At 66.4% G+C, this 26732-nt stretch carries 25 protein-coding genes; 9 read left to right on the forward strand and 16 right to left on the reverse strand.

Annotated features, from left to right (window positions below):
- Nucleotides 1–127: 127 nt before the first annotated feature.
- A complete protein-coding gene (locus ACM1PE_RS12355; protein ID WP_059375861.1) occupies nt 128–1255 on the reverse strand; it encodes a branched-chain amino acid ABC transporter substrate-binding protein in 1128 nt (375 codons plus the stop codon).
- Nucleotides 1256–1570: 315 nt separating this feature from the next.
- On the opposite strand from ACM1PE_RS12355, the gene ACM1PE_RS12360 reads away from it, so the two are divergent.
- Nucleotides 1571–2176: an RBBP9/YdeN family alpha/beta hydrolase gene (locus tag ACM1PE_RS12360; RefSeq protein ID WP_059376180.1), complete on the forward strand. Its 606-nt coding sequence runs from the start codon at nt 1571–1573 to the stop codon at nt 2174–2176.
- A gap of 68 nt (nt 2177–2244) precedes the next feature.
- Here the strand turns inward: ACM1PE_RS12360 and ACM1PE_RS12365 are convergent, their stop codons facing one another.
- From ACM1PE_RS12365 to ACM1PE_RS12380, 4 genes are all read right to left on the reverse strand, one after another.
- Entirely contained in the window at nt 2245–2745 is a 501-nt protein-coding gene (locus ACM1PE_RS12365; RefSeq protein WP_059375859.1) for a Dps family protein, read from the reverse strand.
- A gap of 149 nt (nt 2746–2894) precedes the next feature.
- On the reverse strand, nt 2895–3845 hold the full coding sequence (locus ACM1PE_RS12370) for a LysR substrate-binding domain-containing protein (protein WP_054454135.1): 951 nt from the start codon (nt 3843–3845) through the stop codon (nt 2895–2897).
- 80 nt (nt 3846–3925) lie between these two features.
- Nucleotides 3926–6016, reverse strand: coding sequence for an ATP-dependent DNA helicase RecG (gene recG, locus ACM1PE_RS12375; RefSeq protein WP_059375855.1), 2091 nt, complete (start codon nt 6014–6016; stop codon nt 3926–3928).
- A 39-nt stretch (nt 6017–6055) separates the two neighbouring features.
- Nucleotides 6056–6442, reverse strand: a complete 387-nt coding sequence (locus ACM1PE_RS12380; protein WP_013393965.1) for a Rid family detoxifying hydrolase — start codon at nt 6440–6442, stop codon at nt 6056–6058.
- A 208-nt stretch (nt 6443–6650) separates the two neighbouring features.
- On the opposite strand from ACM1PE_RS12380, the gene ACM1PE_RS12385 reads away from it, so the two are divergent.
- Complete coding sequence (locus ACM1PE_RS12385) at nt 6651–6818, forward strand: YhfG family protein (RefSeq protein ID WP_419343441.1); 168 nt, start codon at nt 6651–6653, stop codon at nt 6816–6818.
- Between the two features lie 135 nt (nt 6819–6953).
- Here the strand turns inward: ACM1PE_RS12385 and ACM1PE_RS12390 are convergent, their stop codons facing one another.
- Nucleotides 6954–7868: a LysR family transcriptional regulator gene (locus ACM1PE_RS12390; RefSeq protein ID WP_419343442.1), complete on the reverse strand. Its 915-nt coding sequence runs from the start codon at nt 7866–7868 to the stop codon at nt 6954–6956.
- Between the two features lie 98 nt (nt 7869–7966).
- On the opposite strand from ACM1PE_RS12390, the gene ACM1PE_RS12395 reads away from it, so the two are divergent.
- Genes ACM1PE_RS12395 through ACM1PE_RS12405 form a run of 3 tightly spaced genes read left to right on the forward strand, consistent with a single transcriptional unit; the run spans nt 7967 to nt 10702 of the window.
- Nucleotides 7967–9325, forward strand: coding sequence for an acyclic terpene utilization AtuA family protein (locus ACM1PE_RS12395; protein ID WP_419343443.1), 1359 nt, complete (start codon nt 7967–7969; stop codon nt 9323–9325).
- Nucleotides 9322–9705 (forward strand): hypothetical protein, encoded by a 384-nt coding sequence (locus ACM1PE_RS12400; RefSeq protein WP_118932475.1) that lies wholly within the window; start codon nt 9322–9324, stop codon nt 9703–9705. The genes ACM1PE_RS12395 and ACM1PE_RS12400 overlap by 4 nt, the downstream gene beginning before the upstream one ends.
- A 34-nt stretch (nt 9706–9739) precedes the next feature.
- Nucleotides 9740–10702, forward strand: a complete 963-nt coding sequence (locus ACM1PE_RS12405) for a Bug family tripartite tricarboxylate transporter substrate binding protein (protein ID WP_059375846.1) — start codon at nt 9740–9742, stop codon at nt 10700–10702.
- 134 nt (nt 10703–10836) lie between these two features.
- On the opposite strand, the gene ACM1PE_RS12410 is transcribed toward ACM1PE_RS12405, so the two are convergent.
- Together ACM1PE_RS12410 and ACM1PE_RS12415 are read right to left on the reverse strand one after the other, a co-directional pair.
- Nucleotides 10837–11628, reverse strand: a complete 792-nt coding sequence (locus ACM1PE_RS12410) for an SDR family oxidoreductase (protein ID WP_059376176.1) — start codon at nt 11626–11628, stop codon at nt 10837–10839.
- A 206-nt stretch (nt 11629–11834) separates the two neighbouring features.
- Nucleotides 11835–12611 (reverse strand): ferredoxin--NADP reductase, encoded by a 777-nt coding sequence (locus ACM1PE_RS12415; protein WP_059375840.1) that lies wholly within the window; start codon nt 12609–12611, stop codon nt 11835–11837.
- Between the two features lie 336 nt (nt 12612–12947).
- Between ACM1PE_RS12415 and ACM1PE_RS12420 the strand changes: the two genes are divergently transcribed.
- The 3 genes from ACM1PE_RS12420 (at nt 12948) to ACM1PE_RS12430 (ending at nt 16589) form a co-directional block, all read left to right on the forward strand.
- Entirely contained in the window at nt 12948–13991 is a 1044-nt protein-coding gene (locus ACM1PE_RS12420) for a Fe(3+) ABC transporter substrate-binding protein (RefSeq protein WP_419343444.1), read from the forward strand.
- 145 nt (nt 13992–14136) lie between these two features.
- A complete protein-coding gene (locus ACM1PE_RS12425) occupies nt 14137–15807 on the forward strand; it encodes an ABC transporter permease (RefSeq protein WP_419343445.1) in 1671 nt (556 codons plus the stop codon).
- Between the two features lie 5 nt (nt 15808–15812).
- The gene (locus tag ACM1PE_RS12430) at nt 15813–16589 is read left to right on the forward strand and encodes an ABC transporter ATP-binding protein (protein WP_042797075.1); all 777 of its coding nucleotides are present in this window, start codon (nt 15813–15815) and stop codon (nt 16587–16589) included.
- 15 nt (nt 16590–16604) lie between these two features.
- Here ACM1PE_RS12430 and ACM1PE_RS12435 read toward each other — a convergent pair whose 3' ends face one another.
- The 3 genes from ACM1PE_RS12435 to ACM1PE_RS12445 all read right to left on the reverse strand — a co-directional run bounded on the left by ACM1PE_RS12435 (nt 16605) and on the right by ACM1PE_RS12445 (nt 19383).
- Nucleotides 16605–17582, reverse strand: coding sequence for a Bug family tripartite tricarboxylate transporter substrate binding protein (locus ACM1PE_RS12435; RefSeq protein ID WP_059375831.1), 978 nt, complete (start codon nt 17580–17582; stop codon nt 16605–16607).
- A 91-nt stretch (nt 17583–17673) separates the two neighbouring features.
- On the reverse strand, nt 17674–18579 hold the full coding sequence (locus tag ACM1PE_RS12440; RefSeq protein ID WP_059375827.1) for a pirin family protein: 906 nt from the start codon (nt 18577–18579) through the stop codon (nt 17674–17676).
- Between the two features lie 105 nt (nt 18580–18684).
- Nucleotides 18685–19383: a pirin family protein gene (locus ACM1PE_RS12445; RefSeq protein ID WP_088140681.1), complete on the reverse strand. Its 699-nt coding sequence runs from the start codon at nt 19381–19383 to the stop codon at nt 18685–18687.
- Between the two features lie 171 nt (nt 19384–19554).
- Between ACM1PE_RS12445 and ACM1PE_RS12450 the strand changes: the two genes are divergently transcribed.
- Nucleotides 19555–20469: a LysR family transcriptional regulator gene (locus tag ACM1PE_RS12450; RefSeq protein ID WP_419343447.1), complete on the forward strand. Its 915-nt coding sequence runs from the start codon at nt 19555–19557 to the stop codon at nt 20467–20469.
- Nucleotides 20470–20487: 18 nt separating this feature from the next.
- Here the strand turns inward: ACM1PE_RS12450 and ntrC are convergent, their stop codons facing one another.
- The 5 genes from ntrC to rdgB form a co-directional block, all read right to left on the reverse strand.
- Nucleotides 20488–21981, reverse strand: a complete 1494-nt coding sequence (gene ntrC, locus ACM1PE_RS12455; RefSeq protein WP_419343448.1) for a nitrogen regulation protein NR(I) — start codon at nt 21979–21981, stop codon at nt 20488–20490.
- Complete coding sequence (gene glnL / locus ACM1PE_RS12460; protein ID WP_059375818.1) at nt 21981–23045, reverse strand: nitrogen regulation protein NR(II); 1065 nt, start codon at nt 23043–23045, stop codon at nt 21981–21983. The genes ntrC and glnL overlap by 1 nt, the downstream gene beginning before the upstream one ends.
- Before the next feature lie 183 nt (nt 23046–23228).
- Complete coding sequence (gene glnA, locus ACM1PE_RS12465) at nt 23229–24641, reverse strand: type I glutamate--ammonia ligase (RefSeq protein ID WP_059375815.1); 1413 nt, start codon at nt 24639–24641, stop codon at nt 23229–23231.
- A 184-nt stretch (nt 24642–24825) separates the two neighbouring features.
- Complete coding sequence (gene hemW, locus ACM1PE_RS12470) at nt 24826–26046, reverse strand: radical SAM family heme chaperone HemW (protein WP_419343450.1); 1221 nt, start codon at nt 26044–26046, stop codon at nt 24826–24828.
- A 37-nt stretch (nt 26047–26083) separates the two neighbouring features.
- Nucleotides 26084–26707 (reverse strand): RdgB/HAM1 family non-canonical purine NTP pyrophosphatase, encoded by a 624-nt coding sequence (gene rdgB, locus ACM1PE_RS12475; protein WP_419343452.1) that lies wholly within the window; start codon nt 26705–26707, stop codon nt 26084–26086.
- Nucleotides 26708–26732 lie beyond the last annotated feature (25 nt).

Here is a 26732-nt window from a genome sequence, read left to right on the forward strand (position 1 = left end):
CGCGCCGGTTCCCGGTTCGTCGGAGGAACAAAAAAACCGGGCCGGAAGACTGTCGCTTCCGGCCCGGTTTCCTGCGGAACCGCTAGTGGCTCCGCCGGCGTCGCGGGCCGGCGGCCCGCGCATGGACTTACTTGTAGACGGTCTTGGAACCGTCCTTGTGCCAGGTGAACACGTCGAACTGGAAGTTCGTCAGGTCGCCCTGCTTGTTCCAGGACACCTTGCCGATCGGCGTATCGAAGGAGTTGGCGTGCAGGTACTTGGCGACCTTGGTCGGGTCGTCGCTGCCCGCGCCCTTGATGCCGTCCGCGATGACCTGGGTGGCCGTGTAGGCGGTCATCTGGAAGGCGCCGCTGGCGTTGCGCTTCTTGGCTTCGAAGGCCTTGACGATGTCGGCGTTGGCGGCGTTCTGGGTGAAGTCGGCCGGCAGCGTCAACAGCATGCCTTCGACGGCGTCGCCGGCGATGGCGTTGATGTCGGGGTTGCCCGTGCCTTCCGGACCCATCCACTTGGCCTTCACGCCCTGTTCGGCCGCCTGGCGCAGCAGCAGGCCCATTTCAGGGTGGTAGCCGCCGTAGTAGACGAAGTCCACGCCCTGGCTCTTCAGCTTGGTGATGACGGCCGAGTAGTCGCTGTCGCCGGCGTTGATGCCTTCGAACACGGCGACGGCCACGCCGCCTTTCTCCAGGTCGTTCTTGACCGCGGTGGCGATGCCCTGGCCGTAGGACTGCTTGTCATGCAGCACGGCGACCTTCTTGGGCTTGATCTTTTCCAGGATGAACTTGGCGGCGGCGGGGCCTTGCTGGTCGTCGCGGCCGATGGTGCGGAAGATGAACTCGTAGTTCTTGCCGTCGGTCAGCGCCGGCGACGTGGCCGACGGCGTGACCATGACCACGCCTTCGTTGTTGTAGATGTCGGCGGCGGCGATGGTGGCGCCCGAGCACACGTGGCCCACGACGAAACCGATCTTGCTGTTGACCACGCGGTTGGCGGCGACCGGGCCTTGCTTGGGTTCGCAGCCGTCGTCGATCACGACCGTTTCCAGCTTCTTGCCGTTGATACCGCCGGCGGCGTTGATGCGCTCGACCGCGGTATCGACCCCTTCACGGACCATATCGCCATACTGCGTGACCGCGCCGGTGGTGGGGCCGACCACGCCGATCTTGATGGTTTGCGCTTGCGCTCCCGAGGCAAACGCCAGACCGGCTGCGACGCCCAGCGCTGCAATGACCGGGGTCAGACGAAATACTGGCTTCATGTGTGGACTCCTCTAATGATTTGTAATCGTTAGTTTTTGCACCGGGTCGGACGCCGGATCATCTCCAGGCCATGCATGCCTGCTGGACTGCCCTTTGCAGGGGTTTCGGCCCTGGTCACGCCCGGTTGCATTGCGATTGCACGGCAAGCATACACTGAAAAATAGCCCTTCTCAGGCCAGTTTCGGACCACTTTGACACCCGTCCGATTATTGCGCTGCGGCATTGTTCGCGGGCTGCCCTTATGCCCGCTGGCGTATATGCAAAAGACGATTTATTCGTTTGCGTTACTAAGGCCGCCCGGCATCATGGCCGCCATGAGACTCCAACCGATCATCGTTCCCGGATGGAAAAACTCCGGACCGCAACACTGGCAATCGCGCTGGATGGCCCTGCTGCCGCATGCGCGCCGCGTCGAGCAGCGCGACTGGGAACATCCGACTCCCGGCGAATGGATCGCGGCGCTGGCCACCGAGGTGAACGAGGCCCGCAGTCCCGTCCTCCTGGTCGCGCACAGCCTGGGTTGCCTGATCAGCGCCGCCCTGCCGGTGCCGCTGCGCGCCAAGGTCGCTGGCGCCCTGCTGGTGGCGCCCGCCGACGTGGAGCGCGACAATGCTCCCGCCTGCCTGAGAAACTTCGGGCCGGTGCCGCGCCATTCCCTGCCCTTCCAAAGCGTGGTGGTGGCGAGCGACAACGATCCCTATTGCCAGCTGGAACGCGCCCGCGCCTTTGCGCGCGATTGGGGCAGCCGGCTGGTGGTCGTGCCGGGCGCTGGCCACATCAACGCCGAGAGCGGCCTGGACGACTGGCCGCAGGGCCTGAAGCTGCTGGGCGCGCTGCGCCGGCGCGCGGTGTGGCGGGTGACGCCGCCGCCCGAGCGGATCGCGCCCATCCCGGCGCGGCCGCTATCGCATCAACCCTGAACTCAGTCCTGCTGCTGAAAAAAAAACGGAGCCGCGAGGCTCCGTTTTTCATGCGGCGGCCGTCGCGATCACTGCAGCAGGCTGCGCAGCATCCAGGCGTTCTTTTCGTGCACGTCCAGGCGCTGCGTCAGCAGGTCGGCCGTGGGCTGGTCGTTGGCGGCATCGGCCTTCTCGAAGGCGGCGCGAGCGGTCTTGGCGACCGATTCGTTGGCGGTCACCAGCAGGCGCACCATTTCCAGGGCCTCGGGCACCGAGTCCGGCTCGGAGATCGAGGACAGCTTGCTGAATTCGCGGTAGGTGCCCGGCGCATAGTGACCCAGCGCGCGGATGCGCTCGGCGATGCTGTCCAGTGCGTTCCACTCTTCCGTGTACTGGGTCATGAACATCAGGTGCAGCGTGTTGAACATGGGCCCCGTGACGTTCCAGTGGAAGTTGTGCGTCATCAGGTACAGCGTGTACGAGTCGGCCAGCAGCTTGGACAGTTCGCCGGCGACGGCGGCGCGGTCCTTGTCCGAGATGCCGATGTTGATGCGCGGAACGCTGGAGGTCTTCTTGGGGGACTTGGCCATTGCTAGCTCCTAGGGATGTATGTGCGAAACAAGGATAACACTGCAAATGCGGCGAAATGCCGCAATATCCGCCGCTTTCATCAATCAGTCCTGCGACCTTTTGACGCGGCGCAAACCGCGCGCGCAGCCGCCGGACAGCGGCCCGGAAATCAATCCTGCACCGCCGCCACCTCGTCGGTCAGCATCTTCACGCCGGGCAGCTCGCAGGCATAGACCGCCTGCGCCAGCGCCTCGATGGCGGCCAGCCGCGGGAAGCTGCGACGCCAGGCCAGCACCACGCGGCGCTCCGGCACGTGGCCGTCAAATGGCAGATAGCGCAGCAGGCTGTTGGATGGGGGCTGTTCCGGCACCGCGGTCACGGGCAACACGGTCACGCCAATGCCGGCCGCGACCATGTGGCGGATGGTCTCCAGCGATGAGCCTTCGAAGGTGCGCTGAATGCCATCGCTGGCCGCCGAAAAGCGCGACAGCTCGGGACAGACTTCCAGCACCTGGTCGCGGAAGCAATGGCCGCTGCCCAGCAGCAGCATGGTCTGCTGCTTCAGGTCCTGGGCGTCGATCGCCTGGCGCCGGGCCAGCTCGTGGTCATTGGGCACGGCCACCACAAAGGGCTCGTCGTACAAGGGTTGCATGACCAGGCCGGCCTCGGGCAGCGGCAAAGCCATGATGGCGCAATCGATCTCGCCCTGGCGCAGCAGTTCAACCAGCCGCACCGTGAAATTCTCTTGCAGCAACAGTGGCATCTGCGGCGTGCGGCGGATCTGCTCCGGCACCAGCCGCGGCAACAGGTACGGACCGATGGTGTGAATGACGCCGACGCGCAAGGGGCCGGCCAACGGGTCGTGTCCCTGGCGCGCGATCTCCTTGATGCTGGCACTTTCTTCCAGCACCTTCTGCGCCTGCGCCACGATGCGCTGGCCGATGGGGGTGACGCCGACCTCGGCGCCGCCGCGCTCGAACAGCGTCACGCCCAATTCGTCTTCCAGCTTGCGTATCGCCACCGAGAGCGTGGGCTGGCTGACGAAACAGGCCTCGGCCGCCCGGCCGAAATGCCGTTCGCGCGCAACGGCGACGATGTACTTGAGTTCGGTGAGAGTCATGGTGGACTACGCCCCCGGGGGTTATGCCCCAGCCTTGTGGCTGGCGCTTGCTAGATTGAGATTGGCGGCTGGCTGCATGGTCAAGTGCGCAGGAAATCCTCGCGTCCGCGCATCCAGCGCGCCAGGTGCGCCTCGACCGCGGCCGGATGCTCGGCGCGCAGCCAGACCGCCGCATCGCGTGCGTCTTCGGCGATGGCCGCGTCCGTTTCCAGGTCGGCGAAGCGCAGCAAGGCCATGCCGGACTGGCGCGTGCCCAGGAACTCTCCGGGGCCGCGTTGTTCCAGGTCGCGGCGGGCGATTTCAAAGCCGTCCGAGGTCTCGAACATGGCCCGCAGGCGTTCGCGCGCCACTTGCGACAGCGGCGTCTGATAGAGCAGCACGCATACCGATTCGGCGGTGCCGCGCCCGACCCGGCCGCGCAGCTGATGCAGCTGCGCCAGGCCGAAACGCTCGGCGTGCTCAATCACCATGAGCGAGGCGTTCGGCACGTCCACGCCCACCTCGATCACGGTGGTGGCGACCAGCAGGTCGACTTCGCCATCTCGGAACGCCTGCATCACGGCGGCCTTTTCGGCTTGCGGCAACCGGCCATGCACCAGTCCGATGCGCAGGTCCGGCAAATCGGCGCGCATGCCTTCGTAAGTGTCCACGGCGGTCTGGAGTTCCAGGGCCTCGCTTTCCTCGACCAGCGGGCAAACCCAGTAGGCCTGCTGCCCGCCGCGCGCGGCCTGGGCAATGTGGGCTATGACTTCCTCGCGCCTTGCGTCCGACACAAGCTTGGTCAGCACGGGGCTGCGCCCAGGCGGCAGCTCGTCGATGACGGACACATCCAGGTCGGCGAAAAAAGTCATGGCCAACGTGCGCGGAATCGGCGTCGCGCTCATGTTGAGCTGGTGCGGCACATTGCGCCCGCGCACGGTTTCACCCTTGCGGGTCAGCGCCAGACGCTGCCCGACGCCAAAGCGGTGCTGCTCGTCGACGATGGACAGGCCCAGGCGATGGAATTCGACGTTGTCCTGGATCAGCGCCTGCGTGCCCACGATCAATTGCACGCTGCCGTCAGCCGCGGCCGCCACGGCTTCGCGGCGCGCCTTGGCGGCGAGGCTGCCGCTCAGCCAGGCCACGTTCACGCCCAGCGGCTGCAGCCAGGACACCAGTTTGCGGAAGTGCTGCTCCGCCAGGATTTCGGTGGGCGCCATCAGCGCGACCTGCGCGCCGCTGGCGATGGCCTGGGCGGCGGCGATGGCCGCCACGACCGTCTTGCCGCTGCCCACGTCGCCTTGCAGCAAGCGGTGCATCGGATACGGCTTGGCCAGGTCTGCGGAAATTTCCTGAACCACGCGCTCTTGCGCGCCGGTCAGTTTGAACGGCAAGGCTTCGTACAATCTGGCGACCAGGCCCCCAGCCTCATTGCGCACGGGCAACGATTCCGCTTCCTTGACGCGGCGCGCAGCGCGCGCGGCCGCCAGCGACAGTTGCTGCGCCAGCAGTTCATCGAACTTGATGCGCCGCCAGGCGGGATGGACGCGATCCAGCAAGGCCTGCTCGGACTCGCCCTGCGCTGGCGTATGCAGCGCGCGGATGGCCGGTTCGAACGGCGGCAGGTCGTAACGCGCCCGCGCCTCGTCGGGCAAGGTGTCGGACAGGTCGGCGCGGTCCAGCGCCTGCGCGATGGCACGGCGCAATGTCAGTTGCGGCAGCCCTTCGGTGCTGGGATAGACGGGCGTCAGCGCCGTGGGCAACGGCGCGTCGGCATTGGTCATGCGCGGATGCACCATCTCGCGCCCGAACAGGCCGCCGCGGACCTCGCCGCGCGCACGCAGGCGCTTGCCCACCGTGACTTGCTTCTGCTGGCTGGGATAGAAATTCAGCCAGCGCAATTGCAGTTCGCCGCTGTCGTCCGCCAGGGTTGCGGTCAGCTGGCGCCGGGGCCGGTAGAGAACCTCGGACTTGGTGATCTCGCCCTCGACCTGCCCGGCAAAACCGGGCCGCAGGGCGCTGATCGGCATGATGCGGGTTTCGTCCTCGTAGCGCAGCGGCAGGTGCAGCACGAAGTCCTCGGGCAGCACCAAACCCAGGTTACGAAGCTTGCGCTCCGTATCCGTCATCGCTTTGCCGGCGCCTTTGTTGTCGGCGCCGGATCGCTTGGAAGCCGCAGCTGCGGCCGGCATGGAGAAACGAACCCCTGGATTGAAAAGTCCGGACGGGCCTTACAGGACCAGAATGGCTTCGACCTCGAACTGCGCGCCCTTGGGCAGGCTGGCCACGCCGATGGTCGAGCGCGCCGGGAACGGCTGGGGAATGATCTCGGCCATGATGGCGTTGGCGGCCGTGAACTTGCCCAGGTCGGTCAGGAACAGCGTCAGCTTGACCACATTGTCCAGCGTGCCGCCGGCAGCCTTGATGACTTCCTGCATGTTGGCGAAAGCCTGACGCACCTGCGCATCGAAGTTCTCGGAGACCAGATCGCCAGTGCCCGGCTCCAGGCCGATCTGGCCCGAGAGATAGACAGTCTTGGTGCCGCTTACGGCAACCGCTTGCGAGTAAGGGCCTACCGCGGCGGGCGCGGTGTCGGTATGGATGATTTGCTTGCTCATGGGCGGAATCCTTCGAAAGTCGGATAGAAACTACAACTATCGAAGTTTATCCAGCAATAGACTTTTGCGAAAGTGGCTGAATGCCGTAGGGTGGCTGCAAGACGGAACATATATGATGCTTCCCGCAAGGCTGGGCCAGCCAAGTCCAATGCGCGCTTCGGCATAATCGTCTGGATACCCACGCAGTTTCTCAAATGAGGCGTTTCCCTTGAAAAACACCAGCCTCCAAGCCAAGCTGGACTATTGGGCAAAGGTGCGCCGCTCCAACTACGCAGCCAGCCTGCGCCTGGAAGGTTACCCAGTCACGCCCGCCCACGCGCAGCGCGAACTGCCTTCCCACGAAGCCGTGTTGCGCGCCTATCGCAAGCCTGCCTGACATTGGACAAGTACGGCACCGGACAGGATCCGTACTGCTACCCCGGCGGTTTCGCGCTGCGCAACCGACTGAACATCCGGGACGATTCGTTGCTCGCGCAGGCTGAGCAAGATCTTTCCGAGATCGCCGCCATGACTAGCCAACTCCATGGAATCCCGGGCTATCGATATCCCCCCGATGCTCCCGCAGCAGGTCATACAAGGCCTGCGCCGCCACCGATAGCGTGCGGCCCTTGCGCCGCACCAGGTAGAGAGGCCGGGTCAAGGCCTTGCCGGCCAGCGGCACGATGCGCAGGTCGGCGCCGCCGAAGTGGAACAGCGTCATCGCCGGCACAACCGAGATGCCCAGCCCCGCGCGCACCAGCCCCGTTGCCGTGGCCAGGTGTTCGACCTCGAACACCGGCGCGGGCGCGTCTGCGCCCAGGGCGGCGTCCAGATGCTTGCGCACGCTGCTGCCGCGCGCGAGCTGGATCATGGGATAGCGCAGGATGTCGCGCAGCCGGGCGCGGCCCGCGTCCGCCAGCGGATGGTCGGCGCGGCATACGAGGAAGTAGCGGTCGGCATGCAGGAACTCGCTGTCCAGATCGTTCATGTCTGGCCGCCGCGAAGCCACGGCGAAGTCGACCTGCCCTGCCTGCACCAGATCCAGGCAGGGATCCAGCAGCGCATCGCGCAGGTCCACCGTGATGCCTGGATAGGCTTCGCGAAAGCGCGCCAACAGCCCCGGCAGCCAACCCGCGGCTAGCGACGGCAAGGCCGCCAGCGCCACCCGCCCACGGCGCCTGGCGGCATGGTCGCGCAGGTCCTCCATGATCAGGTCCATGTCGGCCAGCAGCCTGCGCGCGGTCGCGTCCAGCACCTGCCCTTCGACCGTCAGTTCCACATGGCGCGTGTTGCGGTCGAACAGGCGCAAGCCCGCGCTGTCCTCCAGTTGGCGGATCAGGGCGCTGAAGGCCGGCTGCGTCAGGTGGCAGCGCTGGGCGGCCCGGGTGAAGTGTTTTTCTTCGGCCAGGGCCACGAACGCGCGCAATTGGCGAGCAGACAGATTCATGGGTTTTCTCTATGAATTGATCCGATCTTTCTATTTTACTGATGAGCCGCGCATGCCTATAGTGGGCTCAGACACCTAGACCCCTGCCCTGATTCCGTATGTCCCTAGCCCCCCTCCACATAGGCTGCGCCTCCGGGTTCTCCGGCGACCGCAGCGACGGCGCCGCCGCCGTGGTGCGCACGCTGATCGCCCGCGGCGGCGGCGTGCTGATTTATGAAACGCTGGCCGAGCGCACGCTGGCGCTGGCCCAGTTGGCCCGCAACGAAGATCCGGAGCGCGGCTACGAACCCTTGCTGGACGAACTGGTCGGCCCGGTGCTGGCCGATTGCCTGCGCCACGGCATCCGCATCGTCGGCAACTTCGGCGCGGCGAACCCGCGCGCCGCGGCCCGGCGCATTGCCGCGCTGGCCCGGCAGCAAGGCCTGCCCGCGCCGCGCATCGCGGTGGTGCACGGCGACGCGCTGTCCGGCGATGCGCAACGCGAACTGCTGCGACTACGCCTTGGCGGCGCGCTGGACGGAATGGACGTGGTCAGCGCCACCGCCTACCTCGGCGCCGCCGAGATCGCAGAGGCGCTGCGGGCCGGCGCGCAGATCGTGGTCGCGGGCCGCGTGTCGGACCCATCGCTCACGCTGGGTCCGGCGCTGGCCCATTTCGGCTGGTCCATGGACGATTGGCCGCGGCTGGGCCGCGCCACCATGGCCGGCCACATGCTGGAATGCGGCCTGCAGGTTACCGGCGGCTACTTCTGCGTGCCGGGCCTGAAGGACGTGCCGGACGTGCATGCCGCGGGCTTTCCCATCGCCGAGATCGATGCGGACGGCGAATTCGTGATCGGCAAGGCAGACGGTACGGGCGGCATGGTCGACGCCCGCACGGTCAAGGAACAACTGCTGTACGAGGTGCACGATCCAGCGCGCTACCTGACGCCGGACGTCGTCGCCGACCTGAGCCGCGCCGAGGTGGTCGACCTGGGCGGCGATCGGGTGGCGGTGCGTGGCATCACCGGCCACGCGCGTCCGGCGGAACTCAAGGTCAACGTCTGCTACCGCGGCGGCTGGCTGGCCGAGGCCGAGATCTCCTACGCCGGGGTACAGGCCGAGGCGCGCGCCCGCTTGGCCGCCGATATCGTGCGCAAGCGCCTGGACCCGGCCCTGCGGCTGCGCGCCGACCTCATCGGCGCCATCAGCATCCTGGGCGACGACGCCGGCAGCATGCTGTCGGTCCTGCCCCCCGGCCATGCGCGCGACGTGCGCCTGCGCATCGCGGCCGAACATCTGGACCGCAAGCTGGCGGAAAGCGTGCTGCGCGAAGTGACCGCGCTTTATACCTGCGGCCCGGCCGGCGGCGGCGGCGTGCGCACCGCGCTGCGCCCGCGCCTGAACATGCTGTCCTGCACCCTGCCGCGCGACGCCGTGCCCAGCGGCTGGACCTTCCTGGAAGAAGCCCCGCAATGAATCCGCCGCTGATCTCAGTCCCCCTATATCGCCTGGCGCACAGCCGTTCCGGCGACAAGGGCGACATCTCCAACCTGAGCCTGATCGCCTGGGACCCGGAATGCTACGACGTGCTGGCGGCACAGGCTACCGAAGCCCGCGTCGCCGCCTGGTTCGCCTACCGCCGCCCCAGCCGCGTCACCCGCTACATGCTGCCCACGCTGCACGCCATGAACTTCGTGCTGGAAGGCGTGCTGGACGGCGGCGTCAACGATGCCCTCAACCTGGATACGCACGGCAAGAGCCTGTCATTCAGATTGCTGGACATGACGGTCGAGGTCAGCCCGGCGCTGGCCGCCCGGCTGCCTGACATACCCGGCGACCGCCCCGCGGCCGCCTGATTTCGATTCCTATAAAAATCCACAGGAGACACACATGCGCATTGCTTCCAAAGGCCGGCTGGCCTTGCTGCTGGCCGCCGCCCTGCCCTTGAGCGCCATGGCCCAGTTCCCCGCCAAACCCATCACCTTCATCGTGCCGTTCGCGGCCGGCAGCGCCACCGACCAGATCGGCCGCGCCATCGGCCAGGGCGTCACCGAACAGACCGGCCAGGCCGTGGTGATCGAGAACAAGCCCGGGGCCAGCGCGATGATAGGCGCCGCCGCCGGCGCCCGCGCCGCTCCTGACGGCTACACCGTGCTGATCACCACCAACACCACGCACGCCGCCAATGAACACCTCTACAAGACGCTGACCTACGATCCGGTCAAGGACTACGCGCCGCTGACCCTGCTGGGCAAAGGCGGCCAGATCATGGTGGTCAATCCCAGTTCGCCAGCCAAGACGGTCGGCGACTTCCTGGCCCAGGCCAAGCAAGCGCCCGGCAAGCTGAGCTTCGGCAGCGGCAGCTCCAGCAGCCGCATCGCCGGCGAACTGCTGCAGCAGATGGCGGGCGTGCAGCTGCTGCACGTGCCGTACAAGAGCAACCCGCTGGCGGTCACCGACCTCCTGGGCGGCCAGATCGATATGATGATCACCGACACCGCCACCGGCCTGCCGCAGGTCAAGTCGGGCAAGCTGCGCGCGTTGGGCGTGACCGGCCAGGCGCGCTCGCCGCTGGCGCCGGACGTGCCCACCATCGCCGAAGCCGGTGTCCCGGGCTACGAAATGGGCTACTGGTTCGCCGCGTATGCGCCTGCCGGCACGCCACCGGATGTCGTCAAGCGCCTGAATGAATTGCTGGTCAAGGCCACGGCAAGCGCTCCCGCCAAGCAGTTCTATGCGCAGACGGGCACGGATGCGGCAAGCTCCACGCCGGAAGAACTGGCGCAGTTCCAGCAGGCCGAGTCGAAGAAGTGGGGCGAGATCATCAAGAAGGCAGGTATTCAGCCTGAATAGGCCGGGGCGCCTGCGGGCGGCGGTGCGCGCTCGCGCCGCCGCCCGTCGCCAGCTGGGCACGCCGCTGCCGAGGGGCGGTCATTCACACCGTCTAGCCCGTGAACTGATCTGCTCGATACGTCACCGCCGGCCGCTCAGAACGTGCCGGGATAGGCGCCGCCGTCCGCCAGCACATTCTGGCCGGTGATGTAGCCCGCATGGACGCTGCACAGGAAGGCGCAGATGGCGCCGAACTCCTCCGCGTTGCCAAAGCGGCCAGCCGGAATCGCTGCCTGGCGCTGGGCGCGCACGGCTTGCGCGTCCTGCCCCGTTTTGGCTGCCGATGCCGCCAGAGCCGAGCTCAAGCGATCGGTGGCGAAAGCGCCCGGCAGCAGATTGTTGATCGTGACGCCGCGGGCCGCGATGTCGCTGCGCGCCACGCCCGCCACGAAACCGGTCAAGCCGCTGCGCGCGCCATTGGACAGGCCCAGGATGTCGATTGGCGCCTTGACCGCGCTGGACGTGATGTTGACGATGCGCCCGAAGCCGCGCTCGGCCATGCCGTCCACCGTGGCCTTGATCAACTCGATCGGCGTGAGCATGTTGGCGTCGACCGCGTTCAGCCACTGCTCCCTGCCCCAATCGCGGAAGTCCCCGGGCGGCGGCCCGCCCGCGTTCGTGACCACGATGTCGTAGTCGCGATGCGCGGCGAACACGGCCTCGCGGCCTTGCGCGGTGGTGATATCGGCGGCCACGGCCTTGACGAAGGTCTTGCCGTCCAGCCGCGCCTGCAGCAGTTGCTGCCGCGCGGCCTCAAGGGCGTCGGCGCCGCGCGCAACGATCACCACGTTGACGCCCTCGCGCACCAAGGCCAGCGCGCAGCCGTAGCCCAGGCCTTTGCTTGCGCCGCCCACCAGCGCGGTCCTGCCCGTAATGCCCAGATCCATTTCTCGCTCCTTGTCGTTGTTTGCAATCGATTGGCGCATGGCGGATTCCGCGATCCGCGCCTTGAGCCTTGTATTGTCGCGCCCCATCAGCGCCGCGTGCTTCTCGTTGCGGGGCTGCGCTTGAAAATGACGTCCTACGGCCTCGGAAAACAAAAAACCCATCGCATCGCTGCGATGGGTTTTTGGCTTGGCGCCGGAGCCGGGACTTATTTGTCCACGAATGCGCGCTCGACCACGTAGTCGCCCGGCTGGCCCACGCCCGGCGATACCGTGAAGCCGCGCTTGTCCAGCATGGCGCTGATGTCGGCCAGCATATGGGGGCTGCCGCAGATCATGGCGCGGTCGGTTTCCGGGTTGATCTGGGGAATGCCGATGTCGGCGCACAGCTTGCCGTTTTCCATCAGTTCGGTGATGCGGCCTTGGTTGCGGAACGGTTCGCGCGTGACCGTCGGGTAGTAGACGAGCTTCTCGCGCACCACGTCGCCGAAGAATTCGTTGTTCGGCAATTCCTTTTCGATGAAGTCGGCGTAGGCCAGCTCGCTGACCCAACGCACGCCATGCACCAGGATGACCTTGTCGAAGCGTTCGTAGACGTCCGGATCCTTGATGATGCTCATGAAAGGCGCCAGGCCCGTGCCCGTGCCGAACAGGAACAGGTGCTTGCCCGGTTTCAGGTCGTCCACGACCAGCGTGCCCACGGGCTTGCGGCTGACCAGGATGGTGTCGCCTTCTTTCAGATGCTGCAGGCGCGACGTGAGCGGGCCGTTCTGCACCTTGATGCTGAGGAACTCGAGGTTCTCTTCATAGTTGGCGCTGGCGATGCTGTAGGCCCGCAGCAAGGGCTTGCCTTCAACTTCCAGTCCGATCATCACGAAGTGGCCATTGTGGAACCGCAAGGCCGAGTCACGCGTCGTGGTAAAGGAAAACAGGGTGTCGTTCCAGTGGTGCACGCTTAGTACGCGCTCAGTGTTGAAAGCAGCCATGTCGTATCAAATAAGGGCGACCGCCCCGGGCTACGCGCCCGGCTTGCGCCGCTGGGTCATTCCGCACCGCACAAAAGACGCGGCCGGCATTAGGGTTGACCCTATTCTACAGGGTCTCGATGATAACTGCTCTCATTATTCCGTAATACCCTTATGCCGTATTGATGGGGATCAAGCTTGCAGCCTGCCTGACTTACGACCAGTTGAACGCCGCTTTGCTTCCTGTTATCGTCGCGTTCTCATTTGATAATCATTTTCGTTAGCAGACAGTTTTGCGCAGCGGGAAGGCCTGAAGCCTCGGGAATCCCTCTGCAGCCCTAGCCGGAGCACCTCGTCATGACCAAGCGTCCCCAATTGAACTCGCTGCTGCGCGCCCTGGCGCTGGCCGGCGCCGCCGCCTTCGCTGTGTCGGCCAACGCCGCCGAGGAAGTCAGCCTCTACACCACCCGGGAACCCAAGCTGATCCAGCCGCTGCTGGACGCCTTCACCAAGGAAAGCGGCATCAAGGTCAACACGGTCTTCGTCAAGGACGGCCTGCTGGAGCGCGTCAAGGCGGAAGGCCCCAAGTCGCCCGCCGACGTGCTGATGACCGTGGACATCGGCAACCTGCTGGACCTGGTCGATGGCGGCGTGACCCAGTCGGTCAAGTCGCAAACCCTGGAATCCGTCATCCCCGCCAACCTGCGCGGCGCCGACGGCAAGTGGTACGCCCTGTCGCTGCGCGACCGCGTGCTGTATGTGGAAAAGGACCTGAAGCTGGAAGCCTTCCGCTACGAAGACCTGGCCGATCCCAAGTGGAAGGGCAAGGTCTGCATCCGTTCGGGCCAGCATCCCTACAACACCGCGCTGGTCGCCTCCATGATCGCGCATGACGGCGCCGAAGCCACCGAAAAATGGCTGCGCGGCGTCAAGGCCAACCTGGCCCGCAAGGCTGCCGGCGGCGACCGCGACGTGGCCCGCGACATCCTGGGCGGCATCTGCGACATCGGCCTGGCCAACGCTTATTACGTCGGCCACATGAAGAATGCGGAGCCCGGCACCGACGCCCGCAAGTGGGGCGATGCCATCAAGGTGATCCGCCCGACCTTCGCCAACGCCAAGAGCGGCGGCACGCACGTGAACGTCAGCGGCGCCGCCGTTGCCGCCCACGCGCCCAACAAGGCCAACGCGGTCAAGCTGCTGGACTTCCTGGTGTCGGAACCCGCCCAGGCCCTGTACGCCCAGGCAAACTATGAATACCCCGTCCGCAAGGGCGTGAAGCTGGACCCCGTGATCGCCAGTTTTGGCGAACTGAAGGTGGACCCGCTGCCGCTGACCGAGATCGCCAAGCATCGCAAGCAAGCCAGCGAATTGGTGGACAAGGTCGGTTTTGACAACTGATAGGCCCATGGAACGCCACGCCCACCGGCTTGGCGAAACCATGCGGCAGTGACAAACGCGCGGGCTGCGCATAAGCTCACGCGTAGGGCCTGCTCCCTTCTTTTGGGGGAGCAGGCCTTGCCATTGATGCAATCGACTTTGAAGCATGCACACAGATTCTTTGCCCCGGCCGCTGCGTCTGCGCTGGACTGAACGCGGGGCCGGCTGGCTGGCCGGCGCCGCCCTGATCGCGCTGGCCGTATTGGCGCCCGTCCTGACGCTGGGCTGGTGGGCGCTGGGCGGCGAACTCTCGCATTGGCAGCATCTCGCCAATTACGTATTGCCGCAGGCGTTGGCCAATACCGCCATCCTGCTGGCCGGGGTGGGCGTGCTGGTGACGCTGTTGGGCACGGGCGCGGCCTGGCTGGTGACCGCGTACGACTTCCCTACCCGCCGCGTGCTGACCTGGGCGCTGCTGCTGCCGCTGGCGGTGCCGACCTACATCATCGCCTTCGCCTATCTGGACCTGCTGCATCCCATCGGCCCGATACAGACCGCGATCCGCGCGCTGCTGGGCTATGACAGCCCGCGCCAGTTCCGCCTGCCCGACCTGCGTTCCATCTATGGCGCAATTTTCGTGCTGGGCTTCGTGCTCTACCCTTATGTTTACCTGAGTACCCGCGTCATGTTCATGACGCAGGCCGCCAGCCTTTTGGAAGCGGCCCGCACGCTGGGCGCCGGCCGCCTCGCCGTGTTCTTCCGGGTCGCCCTGCCGCTGGCCCGGCCCGCCATCGTGGTCGGCGTCAGCCTGGCGCTGCTGGAAACGCTGAATGATATCGGGGCTTCGGAATTCCTGGGCGTGCAGACGCTGACCGTGTCGGTCTACACCACCTGGGTCACGCGTTCGGACCTGGCGGGCGCGGCGCAGATCGCGCTGACCATGCTGGCGATCGTGATCGGGCTGATCCTGCTGGAACGCCATGGCCGCAAGCGCCAGCGCTACGCCAACACGCAGCGCATGCGCCCGATGCAGCCGCGCCGCCTGCGCGGTCCGGCGGCGGCCGTTGCCGCGACGTTGGGCTGGATACCGGTGCTGATCGGTTTTGTCGCGCCGGCGCTCTATCTGGTCGTGGAGACCTACAAGCGCCTGCATCTGGTGGGCGGCGTATCCCATCAGTTGTTGAACGGCTTGAGCAATACCCTGATCGTGGCCTTCAGCGCCACCGTCGTCACCCTGCTGTGCGGGCTGATCGTGGCCTGGGCCGGACGCACGCTGCGCGAAAGCTCTGGCTTCAACCCGGGCCGCGCCTGCGCGCGCATCGCCAGCCTGGGCTATGCCGTGCCCGGCACGGTGCTGGCCATCGGCCTGCTCACGCCGTTCGTCTGGATCGATACCGCGGTCGCCAAGGTCTTCGGCGGCACGGGACTGTTCCTGATGGGCTCGATGGGCGCGCTGGTCTGCGCCTACGCGATCCGTTTCCTCGCAATTTCCACCGGCGCGCTGGAAGCCGGCCTGGCCCGTATTCCGCCGTCACTGGAGCAGGCTTCGCGCCTCTTGGGCGAAAGCTCGGCCGGGACCTTGCGCCGCGTGCATCTGCCGCTCTTGCGCCCCGCGCTCGCGGCCAGCGCCCTGCTGGTGTTCGTGGACGCCATGAAGGAACTGCCCGCGACGCTGCTGCTGCGGCCCATGAATTTCGACACGCTCGCAACCTGGCTCTACGCCGAGGCGGCCCGCGGCACCTATGAAGAAGGCGCCGTCGCCGCGCTGGCCATCGTGCTGGCCGGCCTGTTCCCCGTCATCCTGCTGGCGCGCACCAATCTGAAAATGGGACATTGATCATCGTGCCCGATCTGTTAGAACTCGATCACCTTTCCCTCGCCTACGACACGCCGGCGGGGCTCAAGCCCGTGGTGCAGGACCTGACGCTGGGGCTGCCCGTCGGCCATATCGGCTGCCTGCTGGGAGAGTCCGGCTGCGGCAAGACCACGGTGCTGCGCGCCATCGCCGGCTTCGAGCCGGTGCGGGCCGGACGCATCCTGCTGGATGGCACCGTCATTTCCTCGCCCACCGTGCAGGTCGCGCCCGAGCATCGCCGGGTAGGCATGATGTTCCAGGACTACGCGCTCTTCCCTCACCTGACGGTGGCGCTGAACGTGGCCTTCGGCCTGCGCAAGATGGCGCGCCCGGAGCGCGCGCGCCGCGTCGAAGAGATGCTGGAGCTGGTGGGTCTGGCCCATGCCGCCAACAGCTATCCGCACGAGATTTCCGGCGGCCAGCAACAGCGCGTGGCGCTGGCGCGCGCGCTGGCCCCCTCGCCCGACCTGCTGCTGCTGGACGAGCCCTTCTCGAACCTGGACGTGGACACGCGCGAGCGCCTGGCCTTCGAGGTGCGCGACATCCTCAAGACCACCGGCCACACGGCCATCCTGGTCACGCACAACCAGGCCGAAGCCTTCGCCATCGCCGACCGCATCGGCGTCATGTCCAAGGGCAGCATCGCGCAGTGGGACACGCCCTATAACCTGCACCATCATCCCGCCAGCGACTTCGTGCGCGATTTCATCCGCCGCGAAGCGCTGGAAGAGCGGCGCGAGCAGGCCTACGCCCGCGGCCGCTGAGGTCATCCCGGCCGCTCAGTCGGCCGACAGCTTCACCTTTTGCGACAAGGCCTTGAAAGCCTCGTGCTGGCTCTGGGTCAGGCGCTCCACTTCCTGCGGCGTGGAACCATAGGGCATGAAGCCGGCCTGTTCCAGCTTGGTCTTCACTTCCGGCAGGGCCAGCGCCCATTGGAAGGCTTCGCTGAGCGCCTTGGTCACTTCGGGCGACATCTTCGCCGGCCCATAGACCGCGAACCACGGATCGACCACGGCTGCCTCGTAGCCCAGCTCGGCCAGCGTCGGCACGTCCGGCAAGGCGGGCGCACGCTTGCTGCCCGTCACCGCCAGCGCATGCACCTTGCCCGCCTTGATATGCGGCAGCGACGCCGGCAGATTGTCGAACATCACCGGCAGGTGGCCGCCCAGCAGGTCGTTCAGCCCCTGCGCGCTGCCTTTGTACGGAATGTGCTGCATGCCGGCGCCGGTCAGCTGGTCGAACATCACGCCGGCCAGATGCATGGAGGTGCCGGTGCCCGGCGTGCCGAACGAGGTGCCCGGATGCTGCTTGGCGTAGGCGACCAGATCCTTGACGCTGTCGACCTTCAAGGCTGGGCCGACTTCCAGCACCACGGTGGACGCGCCCAGCATGCTGACGCCCGTGAAATCCTTGGTGGGATCGAAAGGCATCGACGGGTAGACGAAGGGATTCAGCGCATTGGTCGAGATGGCCCCGAAGCCGATGGTGTAGCCGTCGGGCGCGGCCTTGGCCACGGCGTCCATGCCGATGTTGCCGCCCGCGCCGGGACGGTTTTCGACGATGACGGGTTGGCCCAATTTTTCCGCCACCTTTTGCCCGGCGGTGCGCGCCACCAGGTCGGTGGTGCCGCCGGCGGTGTAAGGCACGATGAAGGTGATGGGCTTGGCCGGATAGCCGGCGGCGAGCGCCGCCGAAGCGCCCTGGATCAGCGCCACCGCGGCCAGGCCGCGCAGCGCGTTGAATGTGTAGCGATGCATGATGTCTCCATCCCGTGTTTTTGTTGGGTTCGGAGGCGCATCATACCGCCGGCCGCGCGGCGCTTGCGCGCGGCCGGGCTTGAGCGTTGACTCAGGCGCGCGGTTCGGGCAGCGGGATGTACTCAGTCTCGTCGCCCGGCACGACCTGGTCGAAGCGGCTGCGCTGCCAATCCTGCTTGGCCTGTTCGATGCGGTCCTTGCTGCTGGAGACGAAGTTCCACCACACGAAGCGCGGCCCATCGAGAGGTTCGCCGCCGATCACGGCAAAGCGCGCCGCGGTCTTGGCGCGGATCTGCACGGGGCGGCCCGGCGCAAACACGACCAGGCGGCCGCTTTCGAACTCCTGGCCGTCGATCTCGACGGTACCCTGCGCCAGATAGGCGGCGCGCTCTTCATGCTCGGCCGGCAGCACCGTGGTCGCGCCCGCCTGCAGTTGCAGATCGCCATAGAAGAGCGGCGACAGCGTCTTCACCGAAGACGTCTTGCCGAACAGCGAACCCGCCACCACCTGGGCGCGCACGCCCTCGCCTTCGATGACCGGCTGGGCATCCAGACCATAGTGGGTGAAGCCCGGATCGGTTTCCTCATGTTCCTTGGGCAGCCCCACCCAGATCTGCAGGCCACAGAGGCGCTGCGCCGCCTGGCGGCTTTCGGGCGAGGAGCGTTCCGAGTGCACGATGCCGCGGCCGGCCGTCATCCAGTTGACCTCGCCGGGCAGGATGGTCTGGGTGTGGCCCGCACCGTCGCGATGCACCATGGAGCCTTCGTACAGATAGGTCACCGTGGACAGGCCGATATGCGGATGCGGGCGCACGTCTATGCCCGTACCGGCGGCAAATTCGACCGGACCCATGTGGTCCAGGAAGACGAACGGCCCGACGGTGCGGCGCTGCGCGGAGGGGATGGCGCGGCGCACGGAAAAGCCGCCCAGGTCGCTGGTGCGCGGCACCACGACGGATTCAATCTGGCTTTCGCCGGCTTCGGACAAGGTGGACATGATCGGACTCTCCGGGTGGTGGGGACTAAGGCCATCTTAAGGCCTGCCGCCTGCATGAAAAAACTGCGGCGGGCGGACTTGGTTCAGTCCGCCCGCCTTGGCGCATTACGCCAGGTCGAACACCAGGACTTCGGCCTGCTTGCCGCCCGACAGCTCGACGCGGGGTTCGCCGGTGATGGCGAGCGCGTCGCCAGCCGACAGTTCAACCCCGTTGACCGTCAGGCTGCCGCGGGCCACGTGCACCCAGGCGCGGCGGCCGGCGGCCAGATCCAGGGCGGCCGATTCGGCGCCGTCGAACAGCCCGCCATAGAGGCGCGCATCCTGATGGATCTTCATCGAGCCATCGGCGCCATCCGGCGACACCAGCGCTTGCAGCCGGCCGCGCTTCTGCTCGTCGCTGAAACTGCGCTCTTCGTACTCCGGCGCGATGCCGGTGACGTCGGGCTCGATCCAGATCTGCAGCATGTGCGTTTCGCGGTCCGCCAGCGGGTTGAACTCGGAGTGCATGACGCCGCGACCGGCGCTCATGCGCTGCACGTTGCCGGGCTGGATGGTCGAGCCGCTGCCCATGCTGTCCTTGTGGGCGATCGCGCCGTCCAGCACATACGTGATGATTTCCATGTCGCGATGGCCATGCGTGCCGAAGCCGCGGCCGGCCGCGATGCGGTCGTCATTGATCACGCGCAGGGCGCCGAAGCCCATGTGGGCAGGATCGTAGTAATTGGCGAAGGAAAACGTGTGGAACGAGTCCAGCCATCCGTGGTTGGCATGACCCCGTTCAGCGGCGCGGCGAGTGGTAAGCATTGCGGACTCCTGTTTCAATAATGTGAATGGTTGTGCAGCCCTGCCATCAATTCTTGGGAAGCCGCTGCACCACCGGCATGAGTGATATTGTGCGCGTGCGGACCGGCCTGTTTGGCGCTATATTTTGACGGAACCATTCAAATTTTTTGAACACCTGTGCCGGAAGCGACCATGCAAGCCATCACCCCCGAACTGCTGATCCTGGTGGACGCCATCGCGCGCCACGGCAGCTTTGCCAAGGCCGCCCGCGAACTGGGCAAGGTGCCTTCGGCCGTCACCTATTCCATCCGCAAGCTGGAAGATGGCCTGGACGTGCTGCTGTTCGACCGCTCCGGGCACCGCGCGCTGCTGACGCCGGCGGGCGAAACGCTGTTGAAGGAAGGCCGCCACGTGCTGCAATCGCTGGACGACCTGGCCTGCCGCGTCAAGCGCATTGCCACAGGCTGGGAGGTGGAGTTGCGCATCGCCGTCAGCGCGGTGCTGCCGTGGCGGCCACTGTATGACCTGATCGAAGAGTTCCAGGCGCTGGGCAGCGCCACCACGCTGCGCTTTTCCAGCGAGGTGTTGAGCGGCAACTGGGACGCCCTGACCTCAGGACGGGCCGACCTGGTCATCGGCGCGGGCGCGGCGGGCGAGCCCACCGGCCCCTATCGCTCGCAAGCCATGGGCCAATCCCAATTCGGCTTCTGCGTGGCCGCGCACCATCCGCTGGCGTCACTGCCGCAGCCCTTGAGCCGCGCCGACATCACGCGTTATTGCGCGGTGGTGGTGGCGGACACGTCGCGCAACCTGGCGCCGCAGACGCGCGGCATCCTGGCCGAGCAACCCACCCTGGTCATGCCCACCATGCAGGCCAAGATAGACGCCCAGGTGCGCGGCCTGGGCTGCGGCTACCTGCCGCTGACCCTGGCCGCGCCGTATCTGGCGCAGGGCCTGCTGGTGGTGTGCGAGACAGACGAAGGCATGTCCCTGACGGAACACCTGACCTACGCCTGGCGCTCGGAGCCGCCGGGCGAAGCCTTGAAATGGTGGCTGCAGAAACTGAAGTCGCCGCGCCTGTGCGAGAGCCTCTTGGGGATAGGATAAGGCGCGCGGCCGCGCGCCCTATTCGTCTTCGATGCCCAGTTCGCGCAGCTTGCGCGTGATGGTGTTGCGGCCTATGCCCAGGCGGCTGGCGGCTTCCACGCGCCGGCCGCGGCTGGCGTCCAGCGCACTTTGCAGCAGGATCTTCTCGAACTGGCGCGTCAGCGTGGCCATGACCGCGGGCTCGCCGCGTTCCAGCCGGTACTGCGCATCGCGCAGCAGCGAATCCTGCCAGTTGCGCGGCGAACCGGCCTCCACGGGCGCCGCGGTCGGAACCACCGTGCCCACGCCGGCCATGGACACGGCCGGACGCGACAAGGCGGGACTCGGGTGCTGCTGGTGTTCCATGGCGCGGATTTCCGGCGGCAGGTCCGCCGGCTCCACGGTCTGGCCAGGCGCCATCACCGTCAGCCAGTGGCAGAAGTTCTCCAGCTGGCGCACGTTGCCCGGAAAGTCGAACTTGGACAGCACGGCTAGCGCTTCCGGCGTCAGGCGCTTGACCGGCACCCCCAGCGCGCGGGCGCTGGCGGTGAGGAAGTGGCCGGCCAGCGCCGGTATGTCCTCCACCCGTTCGCGCAAGGGCGGCAGGCGCAGCCGTATCACGTTCAGGCGGTGGAACAAATCCTCGCGGAACAGGCCCTGCTCCACGCGCTGTTCCAGCGGCTGGTGGGTGGCGGCGACGATGCGCACATCGACACGCACCGGCTGCGCGCCGCCGACGCGGTAGAAGCTGCCCTCGGCCAGCACGCGCAACAGGCGTGTCTGCAACTCGATCGGCATATCGCCGATTTCGTCCAGGAACAACGTGCCGTCATGCGCTTCCTCGAAGCGGCCGCGGCGCAAATTATTGGCGCCCGTGAACGCGCCGCGTTCGTGGCCGAACAGCTCGGCCTCCAGCAGGTCGCGCGGAATGGCCGCCGCGTTCAGTGCCACGAAGGGACCGCCGGCGCGCACGCCATGGCCGTGCAAGGCGCGCGCCACCAGCTCCTTGCCAGTGCCGGACTCGCCGGTGATCAGCACGGTGACCTTGGACTGCGCCAGCCGGCCGATCGCGCGGAACACTTCCTGCATGGCGGTGGACGAGGACTGCGTCATCATCCAGCGCTCGTTGTTCTGCGCCGACTCGCCTTGCCCTTCGGGGTTTTCAGGCTCGGCGGACTCCTGCATGGCGCGCTGGATCAGCGCCACCGCCTCGTTCACGTCGAACGGCTTGGCCAGGTAGTCGAAAGCGCCGCCCTGGAACGCGGACACGGTGCTGTCCAGGTCGGCGAACGCGGTCATGACGATGACCGGCAGGCCAGGATTGCGTTCCTTCAGCTGGCGCAGCAGCTCCAGGCCGTTGCCGCCGGGCATGCGGATATCGGACACCAGCGCGGCGGGCGCTTCGCGCGACAGCGCTTCCAGCACGTCGGCCGATTGCGAAAAACTGCGGGTGGGCACCCCGGCGCGCGCCAGGGCTTTTTCCAGGACCCAGCGGATAGCCTGGTCATCATCGACGATCCATACGGGTTTCATCAGTGTGCGGGCTCCATCGGTAGGACCAGGCGGAACTCGGTGCGGCCGGGCCGGGATTCAAATTCGATGATGCCGCCGTGCTGCTGCACGAAATCCTGCGCCAGGCTCAAGCCCAGGCCGGTGCCTCCGGCGCGGGCCGTGACCAGCGGATGGAAGATGCGGTCACGGATCTGGTCCGGCACGCCGGGACCGTTGTCGATGATGGACAGCACCAGCGCCAGACGGTGCTGGCGGTGGGCCAGCATCACCTGCCGCGCCACGCGCGTGCGCAGCGTGACGACGCCAGGTTCGGTCTGCGGCCCGGGCGGCCTGGCGACCAGCTCCTGCGCGGCGTTGCGCGCCACGTTCAGCACGGCCTGCATCAAGCGGGCGGCATCGCCCTTCAGGTCCGGCACCGAGGCGTCGTAGTCGCGCAGCAGCGTGACGTCATTGCGGAATTCGGCCTGGATCAGCGCGCAGACGCGTTCGCAGATCTCATGGATGTTCACCGGCCGCGCGTTCAGCGGCACACGTTGCGGGCCGCTCAGGCGGTCCACCAGCGCCTGCAGGCGGTCGGCTTCGGAAATGATGACCTGGGTGTACTCGGCCAGGGCCGCGCTGGGCAGTTCGGCTTCGAGCAATTGCGCGGCGCCGCGCAGGCCGCCCAGGGGATTCTTGACTTCATGCGCCAGATTGCGCAGGAGCTCGCGGTGGGCTTCGATCTCGTCAACCAGCCGGTGGTTGCGGTCGGCCAGCACGCGCTGCTCGATCTCGCGGGTTTCTATCAGCACGGGCCAGCGCTGGCCCGTCAGTCCGACGGTCGTCACGGACACTTCCACGGATTCGGCGGCGCGGCGCAGCGAGGCCAGTTGCCTGACGTCGGCATAGCGCCCGGCGGCGGCGCGATCGATGGAGGATTGGATGTTTTCCGGACTGTCGAACAGCGTGGCGGCGGAATGGCCGCTTAGTTGCTTGCGCGAGCGACCAAACAGATCTTCGGCGGCCGCATTGGCGTATTCGATATGACCGCGTTCGTTGACCAGGAAAACGGACGTGGCTAGCAAATCGAGAGCTTCTACATTCATTTTCTACATACCCGAATGTGAGGGGACGGCGGAACGCGACGGCCGCGCCGGAAGCCGGCGCCCTGCCCGCCAGGCGCAGCGCCTGGCGGACAGCACGTCGAACCGCGATCTGGCGGTGCGCGTGCTGCGGGCCCTGGTTTCTGCCTGCATCATCGCGCCACCTCCAGCTACTGCCTCAGGACATCAGAGGCTGTAGTACATGTCGAACTCGACCGGGTGCGGCGTCATGCGCAGACGGTTCACATCGGCCATCTTCAGGTCGATGTAGGCGCTGAGCATGTCGTTGCTGAACACGCCGCCGCGGGTCAGGAACTCGCGGTCGTTGTCCAGGGCTTCCAGGGCCTGTTCCAGCGAGGCGCAGACGGTCGGGATCTTCGCGTCTTCTTCCGGCGGCAGGTCGTACAGGTTCTTGTCGGCGGGATCGCCGGGGTGAATCTTGTTCTGCACGCCGTCCAGGCCGGCCATCATCAGGGCCGAGAAAGCCAGGTACGGGTTGGCCAGGGGGTCCGGGAAACGCGCTTCGACGCGGCGGCCCTTCGGGTTGCCGACGTACGGAATACGGATCGAGGCCGAACGGTTGCGGGCCGAGTAGGCCAGCTTCACCGGCGCTTCGTAGTGCGGAACCAGGCGCTTGTACGAGTTGGTGCCGGGGTTGGTGATGGCGTTCAGCGCGCGGGCGTGCTTGATGATGCCGCCGATGTAGTACAGCGCGAATTCCGACAGGCCGGCGTAGCCGTTGCCCGCGAACAGGTTCTGGCCGTCCTTCCAGATGGACTGGTGAACGTGCATGCCGGAGCCGTTGTCGCCAACGATGGGCTTGGGCATGAACGTGGCGGTCTTGCCGTAGGCGTGAGCCACGTTGTGAATCACGTACTTGACGATCTGCGTCCAGTCGGCGCGCTGCACCAGCGTGCTGAACTTGGTGCCGATTTCCAGCTGGCCGGCGCCAGCCACTTCATGATGGTGCACTTCGACCGGCACGCCCATCTGTTCCATCAGCAGGCACATTTCCGAACGCATGTCCTGGAAGGAGTCGACCGGGGGCACGGGGAAGTAGCCGCCCTTGACGGTGGGACGGTGGCCGGTGTTGCCGCCTTCGAACTCCAGGCCCGAGGACCAGGGCGCTTCTTCGGACTTGATCTTGACGAAGGTGCCGGACATGTCGCTGTTCCAGGTCACGCCGTCGAAGACGAAGAATTCGGGTTCCGGACCGAAGTAGGCGGTGTCGCCCAGGCCGGAGGACTTCAGATAGGCTTCGGCGCGCTTGGCCAGCGAACGCGGGTCGCGGTCATAGCCCTTCAGGTCGGACGGTTCGACCACGTCGCACGACAGGATCAGGGTCGGCTCCTCGCGGAACGGATCCAGGTTGCCGGTGGACAGATCGGGGATGAGCAGCATGTCGGAGGCTTCGATGCCCTTCCAGCCCGGGATCGACGAACCGTCGAAGGCCTGCCCGCTTTCCAGCTTGTCTTCGTCGATCTGGCTGATCGGCACCGAAATGTGATGCTCACGGCCAATCGTATCGGTAAAGCGGAAATCCACGAATTTGACTTCGTTGTCGGCGATCTGTTTCAGGACATCTTTCGGGCTTGCCATGTCATCTCCATTAGATAAAAAGGTCGAGGGCTTTGCCCGTCGACTGGCATAAAAGAGGGAAGCAATAAGCGTGCCAGGTTTCCTCTCCGGGATTCCCCGGGGAAGTTGGCTCGATCATGGGAAAATGTAGCACCATCATGGTGCAAATAGTGGGGCATGAATGCCCCACTATGGTGCAACAACACTACAGGAACATTTCCTGCAGGTCGTTGAGGAATCTCCAGCCCAGTGGAGTCGCCCGCAGACGGGTCGGATCGGCGTCCAACAGCCCGCGCTTGGAGGCCGCCTCCAATTGGTGCGCAATGGCGGCCAGCGACAGGCCGGTGCGCTCATTGAAGGCAGTGGCGGCGACGCCGTCCTTCAATCGCAGCGCGTTCAGCATGAACTCGAACGGCAATTCGTCCGGGACGACCTGGCGGCTTTCGGCGATGTGGCTGCCATCGCGAGCCATGGCGGCCTGCATCCAGGAGTCGGGGCCGCGCAGCCGCGCTTCGCGCAGGATGCGGTCATGGAACGACAGCTTGCCGTGCGCGCCGGGACCCAAGCCGAGGTAATCGCCGAACTCCCAGTAATTCAGGTTGTGGCGGCAGCGCGCGCCGGGCTTGGCATAGGCCGAGACCTCGTAGCGCGCCAGGCCGGCCGCGGCCAGCTCGGCTTCCACCGCGTCCTGCATGGCGGCGCTGGTGTCGTCGTCGGGCAGATCCTCGGGCGGGAACTTGGCGAAGACGGTGTTGGGTTCCATCGTCAGGTGATAGAGCGACAGGTGCTCGGTGCCGAAGGCCACGGCCTGCCGCAGATCGGCCACACAGGCGTCCAGCGTCTGGCCGGGCAAGGCGAACATCATGTCCAGGTTGACGCGCGAAACCGCCCGCTGCGCCATCTCGATCGCCGCCCTCGCCTGCGCGCTGTCATGGATGCGGCCCAGCTTCTTCAGCTGCGCATCGTCAAAGCTCTGGATCCCCAGCGAGAACCGCGTCACGCCGCTGGCGGCATAGTCGCGGAAACGCCCGGCCTCGGCCGTGCCGGGATTGGCTTCCATGGTGATCTCGGCATCGGGCCACAAGTTCAGACAGGCGCGCAGCATCGCCAGCAGTTCGTCCAGACCTTCAGACGACAGCAGGCTGGGCGTGCCCCCGCCTATGAAGACCGATACCACCTGCCGCCCCCAGATCGAAGGCAGCGCCTGCTCGAGGTCGCTGCGCAGGGCATCCAGATAGGCGCGCTCCGGGATCTCGCCCGGCGCCGCATGGGAATTGAAGTCGCAATAAGGGCATTTGCGCACGCACCAGGGCACGTGCACGTAGACGGACAGCGGCGGCAGGCTGGTCAGCGTGGCGCCGGCCGGCAGTTTCAGGCGCGACGGCTGCGCGCCCATGTCGTTGCGGATGGGAATGATGATGGACATGCGTAATTCCTGAACCGGGCGCCGCGCGGCGCCCTCGTCAAGCCTGGTTCAGCTTGCTCAACAGTTCGCGCAGCGCGCGGGCGCGATGGCTCAGCCGGTTCTTTTCCTCGGGATCCAGCGCCGCGGCGGTCAAGGCCTGGTCGGGCAGGTAGAAATGCGGATCGTAGCCAAAGCCGTTGGCGCCTTCGGGCTGGTCGATGATCTCGCCGTGCCACAGGCCTTCGCCTATCAGGGGCCGCGGATCGTTCTCGGAACGCACCAGCGCCAGCACCGCCACGTACCAGGCGCTGCGGTCGGCCACGCCGGCCAGATTGCGCACCAGCAGTTCGTTATTGGCCTGATCGGATTTTTCGCCGCTGAGCATCTTGGCGTAGCGCGCCGAATACACCCCAGGCGCGCCATCCAGCGCCGCCACGCACAGGCCGGAATCGTCGGCCAGGGCCGGCAGCCCGGTCAGGCGGCTGGCATGGCGCGCCTTGGCCAGCGCGTTCTCGACGAACGTCACGTGCGGTTCTTCGGCTTCGGGTACGCCCAGTTCGCCCTGGGGCACGAGTTCCATGCCCAGGGGCGCGAACAGCGCGGAAAACTCGCGCAACTTGCCGGGGTTGTTGGAGGCCAGCACCACGCGGCGCAGGGAATCGGGAATCTTGGGAGCAGTCATGGAGCAAATTGTATAGGGCGCGGGC

Origin of the sequence: Achromobacter sp. PD1 (genome assembly GCF_048541815.1) — a bacterium.
In the GTDB taxonomy this organism is placed as follows: domain Bacteria; phylum Pseudomonadota; class Gammaproteobacteria; order Burkholderiales; family Burkholderiaceae_B; genus Achromobacter; species Achromobacter bronchisepticus_A.

Excerpts from the sequence above, each read along its gene's own strand:
- ACM1PE_RS12355 (WP_059375861.1), bottom strand. The coding sequence starts at position 1,255 with ATGAAGCCAGTATTTCGTCTGACCCCGGTCATTGCAGCGCTGGGCGTC.
- ACM1PE_RS12360 (WP_059376180.1), top strand. The coding sequence starts at position 1,571 with ATGAGACTCCAACCGATCATCGTTCCCGGATGGAAAAACTCCGGACCG.
- ACM1PE_RS12365 (WP_059375859.1), bottom strand. The coding sequence starts at position 2,745 with ATGGCCAAGTCCCCCAAGAAGACCTCCAGCGTTCCGCGCATCAACATC.
- ACM1PE_RS12370 (WP_054454135.1), bottom strand. The coding sequence starts at position 3,845 with ATGACTCTCACCGAACTCAAGTACATCGTCGCCGTTGCGCGCGAACGG.
- recG (WP_059375855.1), bottom strand. The coding sequence starts at position 6,016 with ATGCCGGCCGCAGCTGCGGCTTCCAAGCGATCCGGCGCCGACAACAAA.
- ACM1PE_RS12380 (WP_013393965.1), bottom strand. The coding sequence starts at position 6,442 with ATGAGCAAGCAAATCATCCATACCGACACCGCGCCCGCCGCGGTAGGC.
- ACM1PE_RS12390 (WP_419343442.1), bottom strand. The coding sequence starts at position 7,868 with ATGAATCTGTCTGCTCGCCAATTGCGCGCGTTCGTGGCCCTGGCCGAA.
- ACM1PE_RS12395 (WP_419343443.1), top strand. The coding sequence starts at position 7,967 with ATGTCCCTAGCCCCCCTCCACATAGGCTGCGCCTCCGGGTTCTCCGGC.
- ACM1PE_RS12400 (WP_118932475.1), top strand. The coding sequence starts at position 9,322 with ATGAATCCGCCGCTGATCTCAGTCCCCCTATATCGCCTGGCGCACAGC.
- ACM1PE_RS12405 (WP_059375846.1), top strand. The coding sequence starts at position 9,740 with ATGCGCATTGCTTCCAAAGGCCGGCTGGCCTTGCTGCTGGCCGCCGCC.
- ACM1PE_RS12410 (WP_059376176.1), bottom strand. The coding sequence starts at position 11,628 with ATGGATCTGGGCATTACGGGCAGGACCGCGCTGGTGGGCGGCGCAAGC.
- ACM1PE_RS12415 (WP_059375840.1), bottom strand. The coding sequence starts at position 12,611 with ATGGCTGCTTTCAACACTGAGCGCGTACTAAGCGTGCACCACTGGAAC.
- ACM1PE_RS12420 (WP_419343444.1), top strand. The coding sequence starts at position 12,948 with ATGACCAAGCGTCCCCAATTGAACTCGCTGCTGCGCGCCCTGGCGCTG.
- ACM1PE_RS12425 (WP_419343445.1), top strand. The coding sequence starts at position 14,137 with ATGCACACAGATTCTTTGCCCCGGCCGCTGCGTCTGCGCTGGACTGAA.
- ACM1PE_RS12435 (WP_059375831.1), bottom strand. The coding sequence starts at position 17,582 with ATGCATCGCTACACATTCAACGCGCTGCGCGGCCTGGCCGCGGTGGCG.
- ACM1PE_RS12440 (WP_059375827.1), bottom strand. The coding sequence starts at position 18,579 with ATGTCCACCTTGTCCGAAGCCGGCGAAAGCCAGATTGAATCCGTCGTG.
- ACM1PE_RS12445 (WP_088140681.1), bottom strand. The coding sequence starts at position 19,383 with ATGCTTACCACTCGCCGCGCCGCTGAACGGGGTCATGCCAACCACGGA.
- ACM1PE_RS12450 (WP_419343447.1), top strand. The coding sequence starts at position 19,555 with ATGCAAGCCATCACCCCCGAACTGCTGATCCTGGTGGACGCCATCGCG.
- ntrC (WP_419343448.1), bottom strand. The coding sequence starts at position 21,981 with ATGAAACCCGTATGGATCGTCGATGATGACCAGGCTATCCGCTGGGTC.
- glnL (WP_059375818.1), bottom strand. The coding sequence starts at position 23,045 with ATGAATGTAGAAGCTCTCGATTTGCTAGCCACGTCCGTTTTCCTGGTC.
- glnA (WP_059375815.1), bottom strand. The coding sequence starts at position 24,641 with ATGGCAAGCCCGAAAGATGTCCTGAAACAGATCGCCGACAACGAAGTC.
- hemW (WP_419343450.1), bottom strand. The coding sequence starts at position 26,046 with ATGTCCATCATCATTCCCATCCGCAACGACATGGGCGCGCAGCCGTCG.
- rdgB (WP_419343452.1), bottom strand. The coding sequence starts at position 26,707 with ATGACTGCTCCCAAGATTCCCGATTCCCTGCGCCGCGTGGTGCTGGCC.